23 protein-coding genes are annotated in these 22,965 nt (G+C 38.3%); 14 read left to right on the top strand and 9 right to left on the bottom strand.

The window, feature by feature from the left end:
• The first annotated feature begins 8 nt into the window (after nt 1-8).
• From LV716_RS06745 to LV716_RS06710, 8 genes are all read left to right on the top strand, one after another.
• The gene (locus LV716_RS06745; RefSeq protein WP_163416988.1) at nt 9-557 is read left to right on the top strand and encodes a CopD family protein; all 549 of its coding nucleotides are present in this window, start codon (nt 9-11) and stop codon (nt 555-557) included.
• 194 nt (nt 558-751) lie between these two features.
• On the top strand, nt 752-2,158 hold the full coding sequence (locus LV716_RS06740) for an ATP-binding protein (protein ID WP_163417887.1): 1,407 nt from the start codon (nt 752-754) through the stop codon (nt 2,156-2,158).
• A 223-nt stretch (nt 2,159-2,381) separates the two neighbouring features.
• Nucleotides 2,382-3,164: an enoyl-CoA hydratase/isomerase family protein gene (locus LV716_RS06735; protein ID WP_163416987.1), complete on the top strand. Its 783-nt coding sequence runs from the start codon at nt 2,382-2,384 to the stop codon at nt 3,162-3,164.
• A gap of 27 nt (nt 3,165-3,191) precedes the next feature.
• Entirely contained in the window at nt 3,192-4,742 is a 1,551-nt protein-coding gene (locus tag LV716_RS06730) for a hypothetical protein (RefSeq protein ID WP_163416986.1), read from the top strand.
• 309 nt (nt 4,743-5,051) lie between these two features.
• Nucleotides 5,052-5,699, top strand: a complete 648-nt coding sequence (locus LV716_RS06725) for a hypothetical protein (RefSeq protein WP_163416985.1) — start codon at nt 5,052-5,054, stop codon at nt 5,697-5,699.
• 134 nt (nt 5,700-5,833) lie between these two features.
• Nucleotides 5,834-6,907, top strand: coding sequence for a PA0069 family radical SAM protein (locus LV716_RS06720; protein WP_163416984.1), 1,074 nt, complete (start codon nt 5,834-5,836; stop codon nt 6,905-6,907).
• Between the two features lie 206 nt (nt 6,908-7,113).
• Nucleotides 7,114-7,467 carry a YciI family protein gene (locus tag LV716_RS06715; RefSeq protein WP_163416983.1) on the top strand — a complete coding sequence of 118 codons (354 nt, stop codon included), beginning with the start codon at nt 7,114-7,116 and terminating at the stop codon, nt 7,465-7,467.
• Between the two features lie 92 nt (nt 7,468-7,559).
• A complete protein-coding gene (locus tag LV716_RS06710; RefSeq protein ID WP_163416982.1) occupies nt 7,560-8,807 on the top strand; it encodes an RNA polymerase sigma factor in 1,248 nt (415 codons plus the stop codon).
• A 2-nt stretch (nt 8,808-8,809) separates the two neighbouring features.
• Here the strand turns inward: LV716_RS06710 and LV716_RS06705 are convergent, their stop codons facing one another.
• Both LV716_RS06705 and LV716_RS06700 read right to left on the bottom strand, forming a co-directional pair.
• Complete coding sequence (locus tag LV716_RS06705) at nt 8,810-9,274, bottom strand: GNAT family N-acetyltransferase (protein ID WP_163416981.1); 465 nt, start codon at nt 9,272-9,274, stop codon at nt 8,810-8,812.
• A 12-nt stretch (nt 9,275-9,286) separates the two neighbouring features.
• Nucleotides 9,287-10,711, bottom strand: coding sequence for a Gfo/Idh/MocA family protein (locus tag LV716_RS06700; protein ID WP_163416980.1), 1,425 nt, complete (start codon nt 10,709-10,711; stop codon nt 9,287-9,289).
• A gap of 347 nt (nt 10,712-11,058) precedes the next feature.
• Between LV716_RS06700 and LV716_RS06695 the strand changes: the two genes are divergently transcribed.
• Nucleotides 11,059-12,363, top strand: a complete 1,305-nt coding sequence (locus tag LV716_RS06695) for a glycosyltransferase family 2 protein (RefSeq protein ID WP_233759273.1) — start codon at nt 11,059-11,061, stop codon at nt 12,361-12,363.
• Nucleotides 12,364-12,424: 61 nt separating this feature from the next.
• On the opposite strand, the gene LV716_RS06690 is transcribed toward LV716_RS06695, so the two are convergent.
• The 3 genes from LV716_RS06690 to LV716_RS06680 form a co-directional block, all read right to left on the bottom strand.
• Nucleotides 12,425-13,084, bottom strand: coding sequence for an HD domain-containing protein (locus LV716_RS06690; RefSeq protein WP_163416978.1), 660 nt, complete (start codon nt 13,082-13,084; stop codon nt 12,425-12,427).
• Nucleotides 13,081-13,818 carry a 1-acyl-sn-glycerol-3-phosphate acyltransferase gene (locus LV716_RS06685; RefSeq protein ID WP_163416977.1) on the bottom strand — a complete coding sequence of 246 codons (738 nt, stop codon included), beginning with the start codon at nt 13,816-13,818 and terminating at the stop codon, nt 13,081-13,083. The genes LV716_RS06690 and LV716_RS06685 overlap by 4 nt, the downstream gene beginning before the upstream one ends.
• Before the next feature lie 141 nt (nt 13,819-13,959).
• On the bottom strand, nt 13,960-14,370 hold the full coding sequence (locus LV716_RS06680) for a BrxA/BrxB family bacilliredoxin (protein WP_163416976.1): 411 nt from the start codon (nt 14,368-14,370) through the stop codon (nt 13,960-13,962).
• A gap of 123 nt (nt 14,371-14,493) precedes the next feature.
• Between LV716_RS06680 and LV716_RS06675 the strand changes: the two genes are divergently transcribed.
• From LV716_RS06675 to LV716_RS06660, 4 genes are all read left to right on the top strand, one after another.
• Nucleotides 14,494-15,231, top strand: a complete 738-nt coding sequence (locus tag LV716_RS06675; protein WP_163416975.1) for a TerB family tellurite resistance protein — start codon at nt 14,494-14,496, stop codon at nt 15,229-15,231.
• A gap of 160 nt (nt 15,232-15,391) precedes the next feature.
• On the top strand, nt 15,392-16,081 hold the full coding sequence (locus LV716_RS06670; RefSeq protein ID WP_317167631.1) for a HupE/UreJ family protein: 690 nt from the start codon (nt 15,392-15,394) through the stop codon (nt 16,079-16,081).
• 84 nt (nt 16,082-16,165) lie between these two features.
• Nucleotides 16,166-16,603, top strand: coding sequence for a dCMP deaminase family protein (locus tag LV716_RS06665; protein WP_163416974.1), 438 nt, complete (start codon nt 16,166-16,168; stop codon nt 16,601-16,603).
• A gap of 14 nt (nt 16,604-16,617) precedes the next feature.
• Nucleotides 16,618-18,246, top strand: coding sequence for a S41 family peptidase (locus tag LV716_RS06660; protein ID WP_163416973.1), 1,629 nt, complete (start codon nt 16,618-16,620; stop codon nt 18,244-18,246).
• On the opposite strand, the gene LV716_RS06655 is transcribed toward LV716_RS06660, so the two are convergent.
• Nucleotides 18,237-18,446: a hypothetical protein gene (locus LV716_RS06655; RefSeq protein WP_163416972.1), complete on the bottom strand. Its 210-nt coding sequence runs from the start codon at nt 18,444-18,446 to the stop codon at nt 18,237-18,239. The two genes, LV716_RS06660 and LV716_RS06655, sit on opposite strands and share 10 nt — an antisense overlap.
• A gap of 16 nt (nt 18,447-18,462) precedes the next feature.
• Nucleotides 18,463-19,041, bottom strand: coding sequence for a MarC family protein (locus tag LV716_RS06650; RefSeq protein ID WP_163416971.1), 579 nt, complete (start codon nt 19,039-19,041; stop codon nt 18,463-18,465).
• Nucleotides 19,042-19,161: 120 nt separating this feature from the next.
• Here LV716_RS06650 and LV716_RS06645 point away from each other — a divergent pair, with 120 nt between their 5' ends.
• Nucleotides 19,162-19,734 carry a DUF3109 family protein gene (locus LV716_RS06645; protein ID WP_163416970.1) on the top strand — a complete coding sequence of 191 codons (573 nt, stop codon included), beginning with the start codon at nt 19,162-19,164 and terminating at the stop codon, nt 19,732-19,734.
• Here the strand turns inward: LV716_RS06645 and LV716_RS06640 are convergent.
• Together LV716_RS06640 and LV716_RS06635 are read right to left on the bottom strand one after the other, a co-directional pair.
• Nucleotides 19,724-21,682 carry a tetratricopeptide repeat protein gene (locus LV716_RS06640; RefSeq protein ID WP_233759250.1) on the bottom strand — a complete coding sequence of 653 codons (1,959 nt, stop codon included), beginning with the start codon at nt 21,680-21,682 and terminating at the stop codon, nt 19,724-19,726. The genes LV716_RS06645 and LV716_RS06640 overlap by 11 nt on opposite strands.
• 15 nt (nt 21,683-21,697) lie before the next feature.
• A complete protein-coding gene (locus LV716_RS06635; RefSeq protein ID WP_163416969.1) occupies nt 21,698-22,432 on the bottom strand; it encodes a LytTR family DNA-binding domain-containing protein in 735 nt (244 codons plus the stop codon).
• Between the last annotated feature and the right edge of the window lie 533 nt (nt 22,433-22,965).

Here is a 22,965-nt window from a genome sequence, read left to right as displayed (position 1 = left end):
ACCTAAAAGTGGAATATTACAATTATATAAAAGCATTGCATCTCATTTTTGTGGTTACCTGGTTTGCGGGGCTGTTTTATATTCCTCGATTGTTTATCTATCATATTGAAGCATGGCAAAAACCATCACCTGAAAAGGAGATTCTTGCCGACCAATTAAAGTTGATGACCAAGAGACTTTGGTATATCATCACATGGCCGTCTGCCGTCTTGTGTACTATTTTTGCCATCTGGCTGTTATTTTTAATGCCGGTCTGGCTTCAGCAAGGATGGATGCATGTAAAGCTGTTATTTGTCCTTCTTTTATTTGTGTATCACGGAAAATGCCATCAAATCTTCAAACAATTGCAGCGGGATGAGGTAAAATATACTTCCCGCTTTATGCGTATCTGGAATGAGGGATCTACACTTATTCTTTTCGCGGTAGTTTTTTTAGTGGTCTTAAAGAATGCTTTCAATTGGATTTATGGAGTGATTGGAATTTTTGTGTTGGCCATACTTCTCATGTTGGGAATTCGATTGTACAAGCGTGTAAGGGATAAGAATCCGAATGCTTGACAAGTATAAAAGCTGTAAGCGTAAAGCCTTAAGCAATAATTGGAAACAAAGAGATTATAATCAAGCATAGATTTGAACTTGAATTTGTATTTGAGTTTTAAGTTTGAGTCTGGTTCGATTATTGCTAACTTTAAGTCCAAATTCAGCGCGAATTGTTCAAAAAGTTATCGTTACGGTCCCGTATTTTCTTCACAATGATATTATTGGTGCTCATAGCATCTGTACTCATAGCTGGGGTAACGCTTTATCAATATCAAGAACAGAGCAGAGATTATCACGAAAATAGACTGGAACGGAAGGAAGAACAGATTCTTCAAAGCATCGCTTATGTGCTTAAGGAAACCACGTACCCTGAGATTACCGAAAACCTTCAGCATATTTTTAAGAACGAGATTTATAAGATAGCAGATGTGCAAAATGTATCTTTCAATATCTATGACCTTGATGGAACATTGATACGAAGTTCTCGTCCCAGTTTTGAAATAGACTCCGTGTCAAATTGTTTGGATGCCGAAGTTCTGAATAGTCTAAGTATGAGCGCGGATAAACGATATGTAGAAGAAAAATCTGCTGCTGGGGATAACTATAAAGCTTCTTATACCTATATCAATGATACCAAGTTTAAGCCCATCGGCATAATGAATCTTCCCTATTTTGAGGACAACTCCTTTAACAATATGGAACTTAGGGAATTTTTATTTCGCTTGGGCGGAGTGTATCTGTTAATGCTGCTTTCGGCAATTATCTTGGCTTATTTTATTTCAAAATATATCACCCGTTCGTTGCAGACGGTTTCTGAAATGATGGCGTTGACAGATTTGACAAAACGGAATGAAAAAATCTTTATAAAGGATACCACTGAAGAAATTGGAAAGTTAGTAGACTCCTACAATGGAATGATTGATGAATTGGAAGAAAGTGCCGTAAAGTTGGCACGTAGCGAACGGGAACAGGCATGGCGAGAAATGGCAAAACAAGTGGCCCACGAAATCAAAAACCCATTGACACCGTTAAGACTTACCGTACAGAGCTTTGAACGCAAGTTTGACCCTAATGATCCTAAGGCTGAATTGAAAGTAAAAGAGTTTTCAAAAACCTTGATTCAGCAGATAGACACCATGAGCAATATAGCCTCTGCTTTTTCCAACTTTGCCAAGATGCCGGCTCAACAGAACGAAACACTGAATGTGGTGAAAATCGTGAAGTTGGCTTTGGACATCTTTAATGAAGATTACATTCATTTTCTAACCGACGAAAAGGAAATCATTGCCAAACTAGATCGCACACAATTGATTCGGGTGGTCACTAATTTGGTCAAGAATGCTATCCAAGCAGTTCCAGAGGTAGGATCTCCACGTATTCTGGTAACAGTTGCATCTGAAGGGGGCCATGTAAAAATCTCAGTCGCCGATAACGGTATCGGAATAGCAGACGAGTTCAAGGAAAAGATATTTGAGCCAAAGTTTACCTCTAAAACAAGTGGTATGGGGCTTGGCTTGGGGATGGTTAAAAATATTGTCGAAAACTACAATGGAACAATTCAATTTACTTCACAGGTCAATAAAGGAACTGTTTTTACCGTAAAATTCCCAAAAGAATAAAAGTAGCTTTAAAAACCTTTCGAACCTTTACATGTTTTCATAATGGTCTTTCAATGTAATGGTGAACTCATTATAGCTCCCTATAAAACCTGAAGCGATAATCTATAACCTGACCTTGAAACAAATTCAGGAAAATGCTTCAAGTTTAACAATTATCAATGTATGGAAAGGATTAATTTTACTATAATTTATATCATCATTTTATACTTAAAATAGCATCAAAATGAATTACGAAAACATCTATATCGAAGAAGAAAACAAGATTGCAACAATCACTATAAATCGGCCTAAAAAACTGAATGCACTTAATAAAAGGACTATCGAAGAGCTCCATACAGCCTTCAAAGAACTGGACGATGATAAAGAAATAAAGGTAATTGTGATAACCGGCACAGGCGAAAAAGCATTTGTAGCTGGAGCGGATATATCTGAGTTCGCTGATTTCTCGGTAGCGGAAGGTGGAAAATTAGCTGCGGAAGGGCAACGAATACTTTTTGATTTTGTGGAAAATCTATCCACACCGGTAATAGCCGCGGTCAATGGGTTTGCGTTGGGAGGGGGATTGGAACTGGCCATGTCTTGTCATTTTAGAATAGCAAGCACCAATGCCAAAATGGGATTGCCAGAGGTTTCTTTGGGAGTAATTCCCGGTTATGGAGGAACCCAGCGCTTGCCCCAACTTATAGGAAAAGGAAGAGCGATGGAAATTATCATGACGGCAGGAATGATCGATGCCGAAAAAGCTCTTGGCTACGGATTGGTCAATCATGTAGTGCCTCAAGAAGAATTATTGCCACTTTCTCTTAAAATTGCGAGCAAGATATCGAATAACTCCACTGTGGCGATAAAATATGCAATAAATGCCATAAATGCAGGTTTTAAGTATGATGAAAATGGTTATGCCATAGAAATCGATGCTTTTGGAGCGTGTTTCGGCACCAACGACTTTAAAGAAGGTACTACTGCCTTTCTTGAAAAACGAAAAGCCGATTTCCCTGGATCGTAACCTTTGGTTTAACCCAACCAGACGATTATGACGAAACAGCTAGTAGTACTATGCCTCCTTTTAGTGGGAGTACTCGGGTATGCCCAGAAGATGCCCGTTTCCTATGATTTTGGAGAAAAGTTCAATGACAGGCACCGTTATTCAAACCTGCTCACCATTGAAGAAGATGGAGAAGGTGGCTATATTTTGGTTCGAGGCTATTTCCAGGGAATGATCCTAAAACCAAAGGGTTATTTGATAGAACATTACAATAGCGACCTAGAATTGATTTCTGAATACAATTACAAACTCAAAGGCTTGGACTTTATAGATGGTTTTTTGACCAACGGACAGCTAAACCTTTTGTTTCTGAACTACAATTATGGAACGGGCCAATATGAGTACTGGATTCATAGGACCCCGATAATCGATATCAATTTTAGGCCACAAAAGCTACTTTCAATTTCTTCTGAAGAAGTTAGAAACCCTGTGGGCAAGAATTATTACAACCGTAATTTTTCCAATGGGTTTTCAACGGCGATACTCTTTAATCAAGAGAAGACAGGTTTTATTATCAGTACCCACCACAAGAAAGGGAAAAGTAACAAGCATATTATCCATATGTACGATACAGCGTTGAACAAAAAGTTTGAACATGACTTTTCCTATGAGATCGAGGAGAAAAACTATGCCTTTGAAAACGTAGCCTTTTCAAAAAATTTACAGACTGCCTATATCGTTGGGAAGGCATACTTTAAAAAGAAGCGTTTTCGGGTCGAAGAACGAAAGTTTCAATATGAATTGGTGAAAGTTTCTAAAGGAGGAAGCCAAACCCAATCCTTTGATGACCCCGGAAAATATTCGGAGAGTTTGTTTCCAATAATTTTGAATGACAGACTGGTCTGTACAGGTTTTTATGCGGATAGAAAGGATAATCGATACAATGGAATTGCCTATTTTGATGTAAATCCGACTACCCTTACCATCAACACAAAAAAATACAATCCGTTCTCCCAACAGTTTATGGAAGACAAGTTTGGAAGGGATGAGGACAAGGTCATCAAGAACCTCGTTTTTAAGGGAGTGGAGGTGACACCGCAAAGCGAAATCTTTTTTAATGCCGAAGAATACTTTGTCACCAACAGCATACAAGCTACGGGTGCGGGACAACGGGTAAAAGTGGAGCGATACCATCATAATGATATTGTAAGCGCCAAGTTAAAGACCAATGGCGATCTGGCGTGGGCACGAAACATTAACAAAGCAGAGGTGACCCAAGGTGATGGTGCTTATGCTTCCTACAGTTCGTATTCCAAAGATGGAAAGACGTATTTCTTTATCTGTACGGCTTCAGAAAATCCACAGCTTATCAATAATGAACGTCTTATTTTTAAGCAAGGTCTAAGCAGAAACAGGAACGTCTTCATGATTTCATTGGATGAAAATGGGGTTATGGATTATGAAAAGATAATAGATAATCAAGAGGCACGCTTACCGTTAATGGTCTCAAAACCTTTAAAAGATATAGATGAGAAAAAAATGCTCTTCTATGCAAAACGAGGGAACAAAAAACAGCTGGTTAAAGTGAACTTCAAATAGATTGAGCACTTAATTCTTACCATATATTTTTAGAATGAAAATCCAAGAGACCTTCTTTAAGAAGGTTTTTGTTGTTGTACTAAAATGTTCGTAATACCCAAATGGGGTTTTCCTAGCGGTTACAGGTTATAGTTGAACTATATCCATGGTTATCTATGGGTTGGAAACAAGAAAAGCCGCTCAAAAATCGCCTCATATCAACTCAATCTAGGCATCCATCAATCTATATAGGGCAAAGGTCAATTGTACTATAAATGAACTTTAAGGCCAAACTACTTTTGACGGTATAACCCATAAAAAAGTAAACCGATGAAAACAATTAAATTAATGAACATGGCCCTACTTTGTACAGCATTGACTTTATGCGCATGCTCCAATGGTGAGAATGGAACGGACGGACTGCCCGGTGCCGATGGTGTAAGCTGTTGGGACCTTAATGGTAACGGAACTGGAGATGCAGAAGAGGATGTCAATGATGATGGCAACTTTGATGCCCTTGATTGTAAGGGAGAGCAAGGAGAACAGGGTGATGATGGTAATGCCAATGTATTTCGTATGGACGTGGACGTTAGCGGATTCTCTGGTAGTGAGCTTGTCTATGATCTAACTACCAGTTTCATCGCATTAGAGGAAATACCCAAGTATGCTTGGTTTATTTATCTAGAAGATAATAATTTAATTTATTCGGTACCTGGACCCATAGAATCAAACTCTAAATATACTAGATACTATATAAATGAGGAGACAGGGCTCTTGATAATTCGTTTTCACAATACTATAGATGACAGCATATATAATGTTCCTGAAGGCAAGTATGATGAATTAAGAATAATCGCCATTGAGGCTTTGGTTCAATCGCCTGGTAAAGGTGCTTCCCAAAGCATAGTGGATGAACTTAAAGCAGCAGGCGTCGACACTAACGATTACCATGCTATGGTCGATCACTTTGGATTATAACAAGATTGTTCTTTTGACTTTATGTCATTTTTAAATTAATCAATTGAAAAGCTGGGCAGGTCGCCCAGCTTTTTTTATGTATGGACGATATAAAATATTGGATAAATTCCATAAATTTGGAATAAATCCAATAAATGAAATCCAAAGAATTCCTAAAAAGTCACGGTGCCCAGAAAAACACACCCAATAGATTTCTTCAACATGTGTATGAAATGCGTGAGGACTTCTTGGAATTCTGTCGTTTGGAAGATGAAGAACCTGAAAAGACCAAGACCGAGTACATCCCTATATTTCCCAAGACCATTGTAAACAAAGTGGACAGCCCAGATGTGGGCATGTCCTATTCCATGAATCCCTACCAAGGTTGTGAGCATGGCTGCGTGTATTGCTACGCGCGCAACGCCCACGAATATTGGGGGTATAGTGCCGGACTGGATTTTGAGCGAAAGATTTTGGTGAAGAAGTCTGCCCCGGAGCTGTTGGAAACCAAAATAAAACATAAGAATTGGAAGGCACAGACCATCGTCATGTCCGGGAACACGGATTGCTATCAACCTGCGGAGAAACAATTTGAGATTACCAGAGCTTGTCTAAAGGTTTTTTTAAAGTATCGCCATCCAGTGGGTATCATCACAAAAAACGCTTTGATACTTCGGGATTTGGATGTCTTAAAGGAATTGAATGCCCATCAGTTGGTGGGGGTGAACATTTCGGTCACCTCACTTTCAGAAAAAACAAGAAGGAAACTGGAACCGAGAACAGCTTCCATTCAAAAACGTTTGAACACCATCAAAGTATTGTCAGAAAATAAAATTCCGGTCAATGCCATGCTCGCTCCAATGATTCCGGGAATCAACAGTCACGAATTGTTGAAACTTGCAAAAGCGGTAGCAGATAATGGTGCGGTCTCTTTTGCCTTTACGGTTGTTAGATTAAATGGCGCCATTGGTCAGATTTTTACCGATTGGATTAAAAAAGCCATGCCGGATAGGGCCGAAAAAGTGCTGCACTTGATTCAAGAATGTCATGGAGGAAGCATTAACGACAGTAGATTTGGATTGCGAAACAGAGGTGAAGGTCATGTGGCAAAACAAATTCACGATATGGCGAAGCTGGCCAGAAAAAAGTATTTTCAAGGCAGAGAGTTTCCCGCTTTGCGAAAAGATTTGCATGCAGCATACAAAGATGGACAGATGAAATTGTTCTGATATGCCATTTCGAGCTGATACCCTAAGCGTAGTCGAAGGAGCAGTCGAGAAGTATCGACCAAAGATTTCTCACGTTCGTTAGAAATGAGAACTAGAATTTTTTAAATAAATTTAAAGAACTGTCCAATTCGATAATTCATTTTCGTCAATAAGATGAAACAAAGTATAAACCGGTCCATTCAGCAATGGACATAAAACGTAAACCAATGAGTAATTTTTTGTATTTGTTTAGAGGTGGGGACGAAGCCTATGAGAAATTGTCCCAAGAAGAAAAGCAGGCCCATATGGAAGTATGGGGAAAGTGGATGGGAGGTCTTCAAGAAAAGGGCCATCTTTTGGATGGCCTCCCATTGGACGCGGATGGAAAAGTAGTGCATAACCGTGGAGAAGTGGTCACTAACGGCCCCCATGCCGAAGGCGCAGAATTGGTAGGAGGTTATCTGATAATTTCTGCCAAAAGCTTGGAGGAGGCTACGGAAATATCCAAGGGATGCCCTATTTTCGACTATGAAGGCAGTACCGTTGAAGTACGCCAGATTATGGACCTTGATGAATATTAGGCAAAAAAGCTATACCGACCAATTAGTCTTTAGGCCATGATGTGGATATACATAACACAATATGGCCTTTTGCTGTTACCATACAACGGATTATGTCAACCCACCAACTTAATCAAACGCTTGAACATCTTTTTCGTAACGAATACGGAAAAATTGTGGCCTTGCTCACGAATAAATATGGGACCAGTTTTCTTGAGCAAATTGAAGATGCGGCACAGGACACATTTTTAAAAGCGATGCAGGTATGGGGGTATAAATCTATTCCTGATAATCCTACGGCATGGTTATTTCGGGTAGCGCAAAATCGGCTTATTGATATACTTCGCCGAGACAAGAAATCGGATTTGGTGGGGAACAAACCTTTTTCGATAGAAAAGGGTAAAAAAGAGAGTGAAATTGTGTTGGAAGACGCTCTTGAAGATAGCCAGTTGAACATGATTTTTGCATGTTGCCATCCAGCGCTCTCCCAAGAATACCAAATCATATTGAGCCTTAAACTGATGGGGGGATTCAGTAACAAAGAACTTGCCGATGCTTTGTTAAAGAAAGAGGAAACCATTGCAAAATCGTTTACTAGGGCCAAGAAACAGTTTAGGGAGAAGGTGCAGTTCCTTCAGATACCGGTTCAGATGGGTTTGCAGTCACGATTGTTCCAGGTGCTTCGCATCATTTATTTATTGTTTTCTGAAGGATATGCCGCCACCACTGGAGCACAACTGTTGAAAAGGGATATTTGCTATGAGGCACTGAGGTTGGCGTTGTTGTTGCGGAAAAATAGATATTGCTCCCACCCAAATCTGGAAGCGTTGATTGCCTTGATGTGCTTTCATGCCTCCCGGTTTGATGCTCGATTGGATAAAGAAGGGAGTTTAGTCTCTTTGGAACATCATGATAGGAGTTTGTACAATCAAGAATTGATTCGAATAGGAATCCATCATTTGGAAAATGCCGGAACAGCGGACAAAAATCCTTCAAGTTATCATTTAGAGGCTGCACGTTCGTATTACCATTGTATTGCGAAGACATTTCAACAAACAGACTGGAAAAGTATTCTGTATTTGTACGATGTGCAATTACGGATACAATACACACCCATGCTGGCGTTGAACCGAATAGTACCATTCGCCAAGGTCCAAGGCTCAGAAAAAGGGCTTGAAGAGTTACAAAAAGTTGCAAAAAATAATGATTTTGATACCACTGGATTATTTTTTGCGATTAAGGCAACGCTATTGCTAGAATCCAAAAGTTTAAAAAAGTACAACTCAACACTTCAAAAAGCCATTGATTTAACAGAGAACGAATTGATGAAAGAGCACCTTAGGAAAAAATTAAAAAAGTGATTTCACGAACTTGATTGAATCTCAAAATTAAAATGGTCTACCTTTTCACGTTCTCCAAATACCGATCCGTAAAACGCAACTGCTTGTTTATCTTCAGAATGTGCATCAACAAAAATGGTTGATATGCTATTTTCAGAACCCAATTCTTTTAGGTGTTGAATTAGTTGTTTGCCAATCCCTTTGTTTTGAAATTCACTCTTTATGGCAATATCATAAATGTACAATTCGCTTTTATCATTATAATAGCTTTGAAGTTCATAGGCAGTAAGTCCCCCTAAAAGTATATCATTGGTGATTGCAACTACAGCGTAAAATTCTGGCTTGGCGATTAGTTTTTGCAAATGGGCATCTGATGCAATTGTACTGTTTTCCTCAAAAACTTCATTAAACAGCGTAACTAGCTTTTTAAAAAGAAGTAGGTCTGTTTTCGATAACCTAATGATCTGTATTTTTCCAGTACTTTCCATTGACCAAAAATACTAGCTCAATTCCCACCCCTTGCGATATTGACGGGTAACCCATTCATTTGCCTTATCGTAATTGGTGATTTTCATATTCTTGCCGTCCCAAAGCAATTTTCTTCTACCCGGGTAGTCATAAGGCGCCCAATCACCTACTTTTTTACCTTCTTGCAATACTTTATATTGATATGCTTTTACGGCAAGGTTTCCCATAAGAACTGTTTCCGTAAGCGGACCTGCTTTGGCAAAGTTTGAAGAGGTGGTCGTTCCATTCATGCATCCATCCACAAAATTGGCAATATGTCCATCAGCTCCGCCCGCAATTCTGGGATATTTTGGTTCTGGGGAATTTATAAGACCTGTCATCTCTGAGGGTAGTAAACGTGGGTTTTTAGAATAGGTATCACATATCAAGATTCCTTTTTCGCCATACATTATAGTACCACCACCATTATCGCCGATAGTTTCATCATCTTTAAGCTCATCCGGAAGGTCCGGTTTTATACCACCATCGTACCAGTTCAACGCTATATCGCCATGATGTTCATGTTCAAACTTCAGGTGTATTTTGGATGAGGGAGGGCAAGAGGGGCTATAATCGGCCTCAACAAAATCCCCTACCCAAACCGTTGTACAACTGGCCTCTGCCTCGGTAGGATAACCTAGGTCCAAAACACTAAAAGGAGTTTCCATGATATGGCACCCCATGTCTCCCAAGGCTCCTGTTCCAAAATCCCACCAACCACGCCATTTAAAAGGCAAGTAAGCAGCATTATAGTCCCGCATGGCAGCAGGACCAAGCCATAGGTCCCAGTCCAATTCCTTTGGTACCCGTTGTTTTTTTGAAGGCAATGGAACACCCTGTGGCCATACGGGGCGATTGGTCCAACAATCGATAGTATGGATTTTGCCCAGTAACCCAAGGTCTACCCATTCACGGGCAATACGACTACCATCACTAGAAGCGCCTTGATTTCCCATTTGGGTTACAATTCCGTTTTCAGCTGCAACTTTGGTCATCAATCTTGCTTCATGAATATTATGGGTCAATGGTTTTTCAACATAGGCATGTTTTTTTTCGCGCATAAAAGGAAGTGCAATGGAAGCATGTGTATGATCGGGGGTAGCGACCATTACAGCATCTATATCCTTTACATGTGCATCGTAAACTTTTCTGAAGTCCTTAAAGCGTTTTACATCAGGAAAGAGTTCATAAGTCTTTTGTGCGCGTCTTTCGTCCACATCGCAAAAAGAAACAAACTTTACTTTTCCCGTATTGGCCAAACCCTGTATTACACCATTGCCCCTTCCGCCTACGCCGAAGGCTGCGACATAAAGGGTGTCACTTGGTGGAACATGTGTTTTTCCTAACACATAACTTGGGACGATTGAAAATACGGTAGAGGTTGCTGCCGCCTGTTTAAGGAACTTTCTTCTTTGCATTTTACTGGAATTAGATGTTGCCTTGAAGATACAAAAAAGTGATAGTCGTTTTACGGTTTGATTTGCTCAAAATAAATCGATCATATGCGACCAATATGCGCTCATTTACCATTGTAAAAATGACAGATTCCCGTTAATAATAGAACTCGTTGTGGATTTAACGTTAAAAAAGTTTAAAAGGTCATCTAAAAAAGAATTGGCTGCGTATAACACTATGATATTTGAATGATAACTATATGAAAATTAAAAATACATCTCATAATTCCCAATTCAACTCAAAAAATTTAGGGTTGAAAAATAAGATTCAGACTTTTTTTGAAACAGCAGATGCTTGGGGTGTTTTTGTCATGGGGAGCACTTTTGTGCTAATGATTGGAGCAGCGTATTTAATATATATTCTACAAAACGATTTCACCAAATTTAATTTGGAAAGAATGGATTCTACCATTGGGTTGACTTTTATGATCGTTGCAAGTAGCTTGTTTGTATTCAAAGCAGTTTTTTTTGCTTATACGCTTTATCTGTATTTTAAATATAAACCTATTAATACGGTATCTGATGAAGAGTTGCCAACCTGTACTGTGATCGTACCTGCTTATAACGAAGGCAAACAAGTTTGGGATACTTTGATGAGCTTGGCGGATAGTGATTTTCCTAAGGAAAAACTGCAGCTCCTTGCAATCGATGATGGTAGTCAAGACGATACTTGGGATTGGATTCAAGAAGCAAAAAAGGAAATAGGTGAATGCTTGATGATTTATAAACAACCCAAAAATATGGGTAAACGTCACGCCTTGTATCGAGGTTTTAATGAAGCAACAGGTGAGATTTTTGTAACGGTCGATAGTGATTCCATAGTAAAAAAAGATACTTTGAGGAACCTGGTAAGTCCATTTGTTACCAACAAAGATTGTGGCGCCGTTGCAGGTAATATTCGAGTTTTGAACAATGAGCGAGCTTTACTGCCCAAAATGTTGGATGTAAGTTTTGTTTTGAGCTTTGAATTTATTCGTTCAACAGAAAGCAGTCTTAAATCGGTGCTCTGTACGCCAGGAGCTCTTGCTGCCTATCGGAACAAAGCAGTTTTTGCATGTCTTGAAGATTGGATAAATCAAACTTTTATGGGAAAGCCCTCAGATATTGGTGAAGATTGTGCATTGACAAACATGATTCTTAAACAAGGGTATCATGTATTGTTCCAAAGAAACGCATATGCCTATACAAACGTTCCTGAAAAATATCGAGGATTGTATAAAATGTTCATCAGATGGGGCAGAAGTAATGTTCGCGAGAATATAGCTATGTCCAAATACGTTTTTACAAATTTTAGAAAGGGCGCTAAATTGGGAACAAGGCTCTTGTTCATTAATCAATCTTTGAAAATAATCATGAGCTATCCATTTTTGATCTTTATGCTCTTCTTCATCATAACTCACCCATTATTATTTTTAAGTTCAACACTTTTCAGTATTCTTATAGTATCTACCTTTCCCGTTTTAATCTATGCAAAGCGTTACGAATTATCAGAATCCCTGTGGGCATATTCATACAGTATTTTGTTCACTTTTGGCTTATCATGGATTACACCCTATGCCATTGCAACGGTTAAAAGAGGCGGTTGGTTGACCCGCGGCCTACCTGAAAAAAAATAGATTGAATTTAGAATTAAGTCCATTAGTTAGCCAGTTGTAAAAGGCATGTTTTTGCAGCTGGCTATTTTTTCGAAGGATTCCATTCACTATAGAACTGTTCCAGAAACCCCAACATGTATTGATGCCGCTTCTCTGCCATTTTTTTACCAGTTTCGGTATTCATTTTATCTTTTAATAACAATAACTTTTCATAAAAGTGATTTATGGTAGGCGTGTTGGATTTTTTGTACTCCTCTTTGGTCATATTCAAGTTGGGAGAAACACTCGGGTTGTAAAGTTCCCTGTTCTTGAATCCACCATAATTAAAAGCCCTGGCAATACCAACGGCCCCAATGGCGTCCAGCCGGTCAGCATCTTGTACTACATGCAGTTCTTTTGAAGAAAATAGATGCTGTTTTTCCAAACTATTTTTGAACGATAGGTTTTTTATGATGTTGACAACATGTTCGATTATCTCAGGTCCGACTTGCTTCGACTCTAAGAATTCCCTTGCAGTTCTAGGTCCAACGGATTCATCCCCATTATGAAATTTGGGGTCTGCAATGTCGTGGAGCAATGCTGCCAATTGCACTACCAATGTATCTACTCTTTCTGAGCTTGAAATCAATTTTGCGGTGTTGAAAACACGTTCAATATGAAACCAATCGTGCCCTCCTTCAGCACCATGTAGTTTTTGTTTCACAAAATCGACGGTGGCTTCTATAAGTTCGGAATTCTTCATGCTGATGTTACCACACTTTGCGTTATCTCTTGTTCGGTTTTGGCAATGAGAGCATCCAAATCTCCATTGTTTTCAAAGGGTTCATGGACTTTAAACCTTAAATAAGAGCCTAGTCCCATTGGAAACTTACCAAAACGGAGCAACTTCCACGAATTATTAATACTTATCGGTACAATTAGGGCAGATGGGGCATTCTTCATAAGGATCTTTAAACCTGTAGCATGAAATTTTTTGGGAACTCCCTTTCGGCTGCGGGTACCTTCAGGAAATATAACGGCACTCCTATTGTGTTTTTCTATGTAAGCACCTAGCTTTCTCAATTCTTGAATGGATTGTTTGGAATCTTTTCTATCGATAAGCGCTGAACCCCCATGTCTCAAATTGAACGAGACACTAGGGATACCCTTACCCAATTCAATCTTACTAACGAATTTTGGATGGTGTTTTCGCATGTACCATATGATGGGCGGAATGTCGTACATGCTTTGATGGTTCGATACGATTATGAGAGGTCTATTGGTTGGAATATCTTGGGTGTTTTCAAAACTGTAGCGGGTGCCCAAAACATTGGTACACCGCATCAAAAACCAGTTTAAGATTGCGACACTTTCCCTATGTGCGTTATACCCAAAAACTTTTAAACAAAACCATTGTATTGGGTGAAATATGACCAAAGCCAATCCAAAAAAAATGAAAAAGAGTACGGTCAAAGGATAAGAAAGCAATTTTTGCATCACTACATTCTATTTAAAAGCCAATTTGGTAAAATCTCAACAATTTTACTGATGAAATAGTATCTTTTTTATACACAAAACATATAAAAAAAGAAAACCACCTCAAAACAAGGTGGCTTTTTAATTTGTTCAGAACGTTGCTTAACAGAATTCGTTATAGGCCTCCATTAAGTTTTCCGCGATTAATTCTGCTGGTCTACCTTCAATATGGTGTCTTTCTATCATGTGCACCAATTCACCATTTTTGAACAAGGCCATACTTGGCGATGAAGGGGGGAACGGCACCATGTGATTTCTTGCCGTATCAACAGCATCTGTGTCCACACCTGCAAAAACAGTCACTAAATTAGCAGGCTTTTTGTCATTTTGAAGACTCAGCTTAGCGGCAGGTCTTGCATTTGCAGCTGCACATCCACAAACAGAATTGACCACTACCAATGTGGTTCCTTCTTGTTTTAGTGCATTTTCAACTGCTTCACTTGTATATAATTCTTCAAACCCGGCAGAAGCTAGGTCCGCTCTCATAGGTTTTACCAATTCTTCAGGATACATAGTCTTATTTTTAATTCACTGTCAAAGATACGGCTTTTGTCGATTTTTTTCATGTTCCTTACTATTGGGCAACGGTTTCTTTCCCCTGCAAAGCCCTATCTTTGGGGTTTAATATCTTTAATCATGATCAAATGGGTAGCCGCCTTTCTAGGCTATTTTATATTTCGGTTTCCAGGGGCTATATTAGGATTTATTGTTGGGAGTCTTTTGGATAATCTTGGAGGTTCCAATGGAGGAGCTAGAACGGTTTTTAAGGATTTTACCCAACAAAATGTATCTCCCGCAGATTTTGAATTGAATTTACTTTCACTATGCTCTATAGTAATAAAAGCGGATGGACAAGTTAGTCAAAGGGAATTGGACTACGTACGGCAGTATTTTTTGAGCACGTATGGTAAAGAAAAAGCAAATGCTATTTTCCGAACGTTTAACGATGTGGTCAAAAAGAGAGAGGTTTCCGCACAGCGAATCTGTACGTATTTAGTTCAGCGAACCCGGTACGAAGTAAGATTACAGCTGGTACATTTTCTGTTTGGAATTGCGCAAGCCGATGGCCAGCTCAGTAATCTGGAAATCAATAAATTGAAAGAACTTGCAGGGTATTTAAGAATAGGGCATCACGATTTTGAGAGTATCAAGGCCATGTTCATAAAGTCCGCGGACAACGCATATAAAATTCTTGAAATAGAAAAATCAGCTTCTGATGATGAAGTAAAAAAGGCCTACAGAAAAATGGCAAAAAAATACCATCCCGATAAAGTGGTTACTGAAAATGAGGCTATAAAAAAAGGAGCTGAAGAAAAGTTCAAAGAAGTACAAAAGGCATATGATACCATCCAAAAGGAGCGGGGATTTGTGTAACTTAGTGGTCAGTGGTCAGCTTAGCGATGTTTAAGCTACAAGGCATGAAATGAAGTTTGTACTCTAAGCCATGGTCATTACAGTTTTTGGCTGATAGATGAAGGGTTGAAAGGTAAAGAGTGATGGTGGAAAAATGATTTTTCTGTAGAAAAGTACATTTTTGAACAACGAACAACGAACAACGAACAACGAACAACGAACAACGAACAACGAACAACGAACAACGAACAACGAACAACGAACAACGAACAACGAACAACGAACAATGCAAGAATTTTGGTTTTACGTAAAATTGGGACTGAACCATGTACTGGATTTTGGCGCTTATGACCACATACTGTTTTTATCGGCATTGGCTATTCCTTTTACTTTTAAAAACTGGAAAAGGGTAGTTATTTTGGCAACGGTTTTTACTGTTGCGCATTGTATCTCATTGGCGCTATCCGCTTTCGATATATTTACAGTGGATGTAGGATTGGTAGAATTTTTTATTCCAGTAACTATTTTGCTTACGGCCCTCTTTAATTTAATCTACATGACAAGGGGTACCAAAGATGTTGGAATGTTTCTGCACACATTGGTTACCGCTTTCTTTGGACTCATACATGGATTTGGGTTTTCCAATTATTTTAAAATGCTAATGGCCGAAGAAGAAAATAAGCTCAAACCTTTATTGGGTTTTGCCACGGGAATCGAGTTTTCACAAGTAGCCATCATTTTGTCGATACTTGGTATCGCATTTATGGTTCAAGACTTGGTGAAGGTAAAAAGAATCCATTTTATTGCTGGCGCATCTATTTTGGTCATATGCATTACAATACCCTTACTAATTGCCACGTTTCCCAAGTAGAGCCTTCGTTAAATTTAATCGAATAAGGTTGTAAGGGTCTGTTAAAGCAGGTATATTTATTTAAAAATTGGCTATTTCCAATGTATGAAGGAGGGTAAACAAGAGAAGTACGACAAAGCTTATCTGCGCATGGCCAAAGAATGGGGGAAACTTTCCTATTGTAAACGAAAACAGGTCGGCGCTATCATCGTAAAAGATAGAATGATTATATCCGATGGATATAACGGAACGCCAACTGGTTTCGAAAATATATGTGAAGATGATGAAGGGTATACAAAGTGGTACGTTCTGCATGCAGAGGCCAATGCTATCTCAAAGGTAGCCTCCTCTACGCAATCATGTGAGGGAGCCACGCTGTACATAACACTATCACCTTGTAGGGAATGCAGTAAGCTCATTCATCAATCTGGCATAAAACGTGTGGTGTATCAAACCGCATATAAAGATGATTCTGGATTACAGTTTTTGGAACGTGCGGGAGTAACGACTCATCATCTGCCTATTTTAGAAGAAATGGTATAATTGCCATTGATGTTATGGAGAAGAAAAACAATTATTTATGGCCTACACTGCTCGCTTTTGCGGTGGCTATTGGAATTTTTATAGGGGGAAAGCTTCACTTTGGCGATACCCCGGAAAAATTATTTTCTACCAATTCCAAAAAAGATAAGCTGAACAGACTCATAGATTACATTGACCATGAATATGTTGATGAAATAGACACTGACAGTATCGTGGACGTTACCGTGAACAATATATTGGGGAAGTTAGACCCACATTCGGTTTACATACCCAATAGTGAAATGGAGCAGGTCTCTGAAAGTATGAAAGGGGATTTTGTAGGGATAGGAGTCAGTTTTTATATGTACAAAGACACCATCACGGTGATACGAACCATAAAAAACGGCCCCAGTTATATGAGTGGTATTAAGCCTGGGGATAGAATATTGGTTGCAGATAACGATACACTTTTTGGAAGGCGAATACCTAATAAAACCGTAGTCTCTACGCTAAAAGGAAAGATAGGAACCAAAGTAGATTTGAAGGTATACCGAAAGTCAAAAAATAAAATTTTAGATATTACCGTGGTTAGGGATAGAGTGCCCATTAAGAGCGTTGATGCATACTACATGCTCAAAAGGGATATGGGCTACATCAAAATAAATCGTTTTGCTGAATCTACCTATAGTGAGTTTAAAGATGCATTGCGAAAACTAAAGCTTCGTGGCGCTGAAAAATTAGTGTTGGATTTAAGGGATAATCCAGGAGGTTATTTGGGTATTGCAGAGAAGCTTGCCGATGAATTTTTGACAGATGACAAACTCATTCTCTTCACAAAGAATAAAAAGGGGAGAATCAAAAAAGCTTTTGCTACTAGAAAAGGTGATTTTGAAAACAAACCCGTGTACGTTCTGATCAATGAACGCTCGGCATCAGCCAGCGAGATTATTGCCGGTGCTCTTCAGGATAATGATATTGGTACTATCGTTGGAAGAAGGTCTTTTGGTAAAGGTCTTGTACAGCGCGAAATGGATTTAGGAGATGGCTCAGCAGTACGCCTAACAGTTTCAAGATATTATACCCCAACAGGAAGATCTATTCAAAAATCATACAAAAAAGGCCATAAGGACTATTACCAAACATTCTTGGACCGTTATCGTAGTGGAGAGCTCATTTCCGTGGATAGTATAAAAGTGGCCGATTCCTTAATTTTTAAGACCCCAAAAGGAAAAATTGTATATGGTGGTGGCGGAATAATTCCAGATGTGTTTGTGCCCATAGGAAGCAATGAAGAAGAAGCTATAGATAGTATGGACGATACCTACGAATTCTTTTCACGCTTTATTTTTGAACACTTGGAAAAAGACAGGCTACAATATTCCAGTCTCTCGAAAAATCAATTTTTGGAAGAATACCAAGTAGATGACATACTCTTTGACGAATTCATAGATTTTACGCTCAATAGAAAAATAAAACTTGATTTTTATGCGCAGGAGGAGCGCATAAAAGCATATTTAAAAGCAAACATTGCTGAACAATTATTCTCGCCCAATCTGTCCGCCCAGATAAAAGGAGATTACGATGCTATGCTGGAAAGAGTCAAGAAATTGGATTCATCAATCTTTGAACAACGAGAAGTTGGAGTGTTAAAGCTTCAGGATTGATGCCCTTTTATTTTCTTATCTATTTTTTTGGATATCATAAAAATAAGAAGCAATACCACAGCACATAACGAAGCCAAAATTCCTATTAGGGCAATACTACTATCGCCTTGTAGGGGGTTATTGAAATCCAACAAGGTTACATTATAGGCAATCAATGCCAAAGCCAAAATAATCAAGATAATAAAAAGTGTCTTTTTCATAGTTGCTACTTTGATGTTAGGTTGCAAACATCTGATTTACATTAGTGGCAAAGAGCTTTACCGCAATTGCCAATAAAATGACCCCGAAGACCTTGCGAATAACGCTAAGTCCGTTTTTGCCCAAAACCCGTTCTATTCTGGAACTGGACTTTAATACAAGATATACAAAGATAATATTTACAATAATTGCTACGATAATGTTTTCAACATGATATTCTGCCCGCAATGTTAAAATGGAGGTCAATGTACCTGCACCGGCTATAAGTGGAAAGGCAATGGGAACAATAGAAGCAGTTTCGGGCATGTCGTCCCTAAAAAGTGTAACGCCCAATACCATTTCAATAGCTAGGAAAAAAATTACAAAAGCACCGGCAACCGCAAAGGAATTCACATCAATTCCGATCAATCCAAGAATACTCTCGCCTACAAAAAGAAAAGCAGTCATAATAAAGGCAGCTACTATAGAAGCTTTTTCAGATTGAATATGGCCCACTTTATTCCGTAAAGAGATAATGATAGGGATACTGCCCAAAATATCGATTACCGCAAAGAGAATCATGCTGGCCGTTATTATTTCTTTAAAATTAAAATGCATTGTTCAAATTTTAAGGGTGCAAATTTACGTGTAAAAATTACTTTTAGATAATATAAAAATGTATAGAAAACATCAAATTTTATGTTTTGAATTACCTTTACCGCAAAAGTTGATACTATCATGTTCCAAATTGGAAAAACTATTGTCTCTGAGGAGATTATTGAAAATGATTTTGTATGTAATTTAAGTGCATGTAAAGGTGCTTGCTGTGTGGATGGCGAATATGGCGCTCCCTTGGAAGATTATGAAACTGAAATACTGGTGAATGTTTTTGAGGCTGTAAAACCATATTTAAGACCAGAGGGAGTAGATGCCATTATGGAACAAGGTGCCTTTGTTAAGGGAGAGGATGGCGAATGGGAAACACCTTTGGTGAACAAGAGTGAGTGTGCCTATGTTATTTTTTCTGAAAAAGGAATTGCAAAGTGCGGTTTGGAAGCGGCTTATAATGATGGGGCCACAACTTGGAAAAAACCGGTCTCTTGCCATTTATATCCCATACGAACCAGAGAGTACAGTGAGTTTACGGCAGTGAACTACCATAAATGGGAAATTTGTGATCCCGCATGTAGTTTAGGCGAAGAACTTAAAGTCCCTATCTATAAGTTTGTAAAAGATGCGCTGATCAAAAAATTTGGAAAGGCTTGGTACGAAGAATTGGAAACCGTGGCTGCGGAAAATTCTAAATCGTAGGAATATCCAAGATAACTTTGGTCCCTTTGGGATTTCCATTTTCATTGAACAGATCTATAATATCAACTTCGAATTTGTTTTGGTAGTCCTTTGAAAAGTTTGCCAAGCGTTCTTTGGTAATACGAATGCCTACGGATTTCCTTTTTAACACTCTATTTTCTTTATTGGTCTGTGCCGCACTTCTTCCTACCCCGTTATCCGTAATTTCTATAGAAATATGGCTTTCGTTTTTCTTTTTGATGTTTACATGGATTTTCTTTTCCCCTTCCTTAGGAGATAGGCCATGCCATAGGGAATTCTCTAAAAATGGCTGTAATGCCAAAGAGGGGACCTTTATGTTTTCGGGATTAACGGTATCATCTACGGTAATCTTAAAATCTATTTCATTTGAGAATCGTATGTTTTCAATATTCATGTAGAGTTCTACGGTCTCTAATTCCTCTGCAAGGGTAATCTCCTTTAATGAAGACGCTTCCAATATCTTGCGCACCAATTTGGAAAATTTGTTCAGATAATGGACAGCATTTTTTTGCTCATTGTTAATGATATAAAGTTTTATGGAATTTAATGAGTTGAACAGAAAATGAGGGTTCATCTGACTGCGCAACAGATTTTGTTCCAAGCTTAGCACCCTTTTTTCATTTTTGCTCTGGTATTGTCTGTAAAGAATATAGAGAATTGATGCGATTAGGCCTACTATGAGGGTACTGACGAGCAATGTTGTCTGATTTTTTCTAAGCCTTAACCGAACAATCTCATTTTCCTTGGCAAGAACAGAGATTTGGTTGTTTTTTTTATCTGCTTCATAACGAACGATGATATCGTTCATATACCTAAAATTGGTGGCACTGGAAATCTCTTCGTCGTATTCGTCCGCTTTTTTATAGAATTCATATGCTTTTTGGTAGTTGCCCCTTCTTAACTCAAAATCTGAAAGTTTTTGATAACCATAGAGTATGTTGCCAGGCATACTGTGAGTTTTTGCCATATTCAGGCCATCTTGTATAAATTCTTCCGCTTTATCAAAATTGCCAAGCTCTGTATGTGCCCATCCGGTATTTATGAAAACAGAGGAGGTAACATAAAAATCGCCAACATTTCTGGTTTGTTCATAAAGTGGCTCTAGAAGAACCAGGGCAGCGTATGGCATATTCTGCTTTAAATAGATTTGAGCTATACTGTTTTTACAATAGATTCGCCCAAAGTTGGAGTCGATTTCATCATTGTAAGCCAATGATTTTCTATAGTTTTCAAGTGCACCTTCTAAATCTCCCTTTTGTTCAAGACAACCCCCAATGTTTTGATGGTTAATGGCCAAACCAAGCTTATTGTCGAGCTCCTCTTCAAACTTTAGTGCTCTTTTAAACTGTATTATAGCTAAATCGTATTGTTCCAGTGCTTTATAGAGATTTCCAATGCAGTTGAGTGAGACATTGATACTTCTTTTTATGTGGTGCGAAGGATTTACGACATCTTCTGCCAATTCAAGTGCTTTTTGATTATAGTCCAAAGCAGTTTTAATGGCATCCGTTCTTCTATAGACTACCCCCAACATGTTTAGAGCTCTTACTTTGAGTTCTGTGTTGTTTGCCTCTTCAGCAATACGCAATGCTTCCTGATGAAGGTCTGCCGCCTTTTTAAATTGTGATATGTTTCTATACTTGGCACCAATTTGGTCTAGGGCATAGGATTCGCCTTCCAAATAGTTTTCTTCTTTGCATAAATCGGCAAAATAACGCAAGAGTGTTGTATCTCTTTTTTCAATTTGCAACTCGGTATCCAAAGTAAGATAGGTCTTGGGCCTCATGGATACGATTCTTTCTGCTTTTTCTTTAAATGAATCTGGAATTTCTTGAGCGTTTATGGTATAAAAAGCCAGAAAAAAAAGAAGTGTAAGTTTTTTTTGTGATAGTAGGTTTCCGGGTGTTATCAATAGTTTTTTAAGCACAGTCGGTTTGGGAAGTTACAGCATATCCAAAAAATCGGATTTCTTTTGCCGGGAGACGGGAATTTTATGATTGGACTCCAAAACCACATAACCGTCCGTTTTTAAAAACTCTTTTATCTTATTGAGGTTGATGATGTATGAATTGTGTATCCTAAAGAAACTATTATCTGGGAGTAGATTGTTCACCTCTTTAAGTTTTTTGGTAAGTAAAATTTTTTGTCCATCACTAAGAAAGATAGTACTGTAGTTTCCATCCGACTCTGCATATAATATGTCATCACTGTTAAGGAACAACAATTTACCATCCGTATTTATGGTTATTTTTTTACTCTTGGATTCTGCATTGAAGTTTAGTAGAATTTTTTCCAACTTGTCAATCGTCAGATTTTTTGCATTGTACTTTTTGATTTTGGTAAGTGTCTCGCGAAGATCATCCGTATCTATGGGCTTCAACAAATAATCAATGGCTTCGTTTTTTAAAGCCTGTAGGGCATATTGATTGTAAGCCGTAGTAATGACGACTGGGAAATCTTTGTTTTTTAGATTCTTAATAAATTGAAAACCGTCCATAGTCGGCATTTCTATATCCAAAAAAAGACAATCTGGAGTGTTTTTTTCAAGGTAATCCAATGCTTCTTGGACATCTGTAAAGGAAGCTATGATATCCACTTCATCGCTTAAGTTGGTCAACTCCCAACTCAAGCTTTGCAAGGCTTTTACCTCATCATCAACTATAACTGCTTCTAACATTCCTTAATTTATATGCTATAGTATCAAATTTAAGATTATTCTGCTCAAGCTATTCAAAAATATGTGCTAATGGACATTTTAGGCTTATAACTGGTAAGAAAACTTAGGCGATGTACATATTGTAGCATTTTTCTTAAAAGCTAATTTCTTTTTTCTATCGCCCTTGCATTCAAGCTAAAAGACTAAAAACCAACTATACACAAAAAATAACCGTTTATACATACTGTGTTATTTACGATCTTTTCGTTTCATACTTTCACAATGTCAAAAATAAATAGACAGCCAAAACCAAACTCAAATGAGAAAATGTGTTGTATTATTCGCGATTTTGATATTTGCTCTAATTTTTGCTGCGGTTTTAGAGAATAAAGAATTGAAAATGCAGTCAAACTGGGAAAAGGTAGTTGCAAAAGACTAAAATTTTCGACAGTAACAAGTTCATAAACATTACCAATAAAAGTACGGCCAGGGCAACCAAACTCTTGATTATAGAAACTGCTTGCAACGTATAACCTTTGGTTGGGTTTTAGAAA

The organism is Flagellimonas sp. HMM57 (assembly GCF_021390175.1).
Classification (GTDB): Bacteria; Bacteroidota; Bacteroidia; order Flavobacteriales; family Flavobacteriaceae; genus Flagellimonas.
Note: the sequence above shows the minus strand (reverse complement) of the source record. Positions and strands in the feature narration are given on the sequence as shown.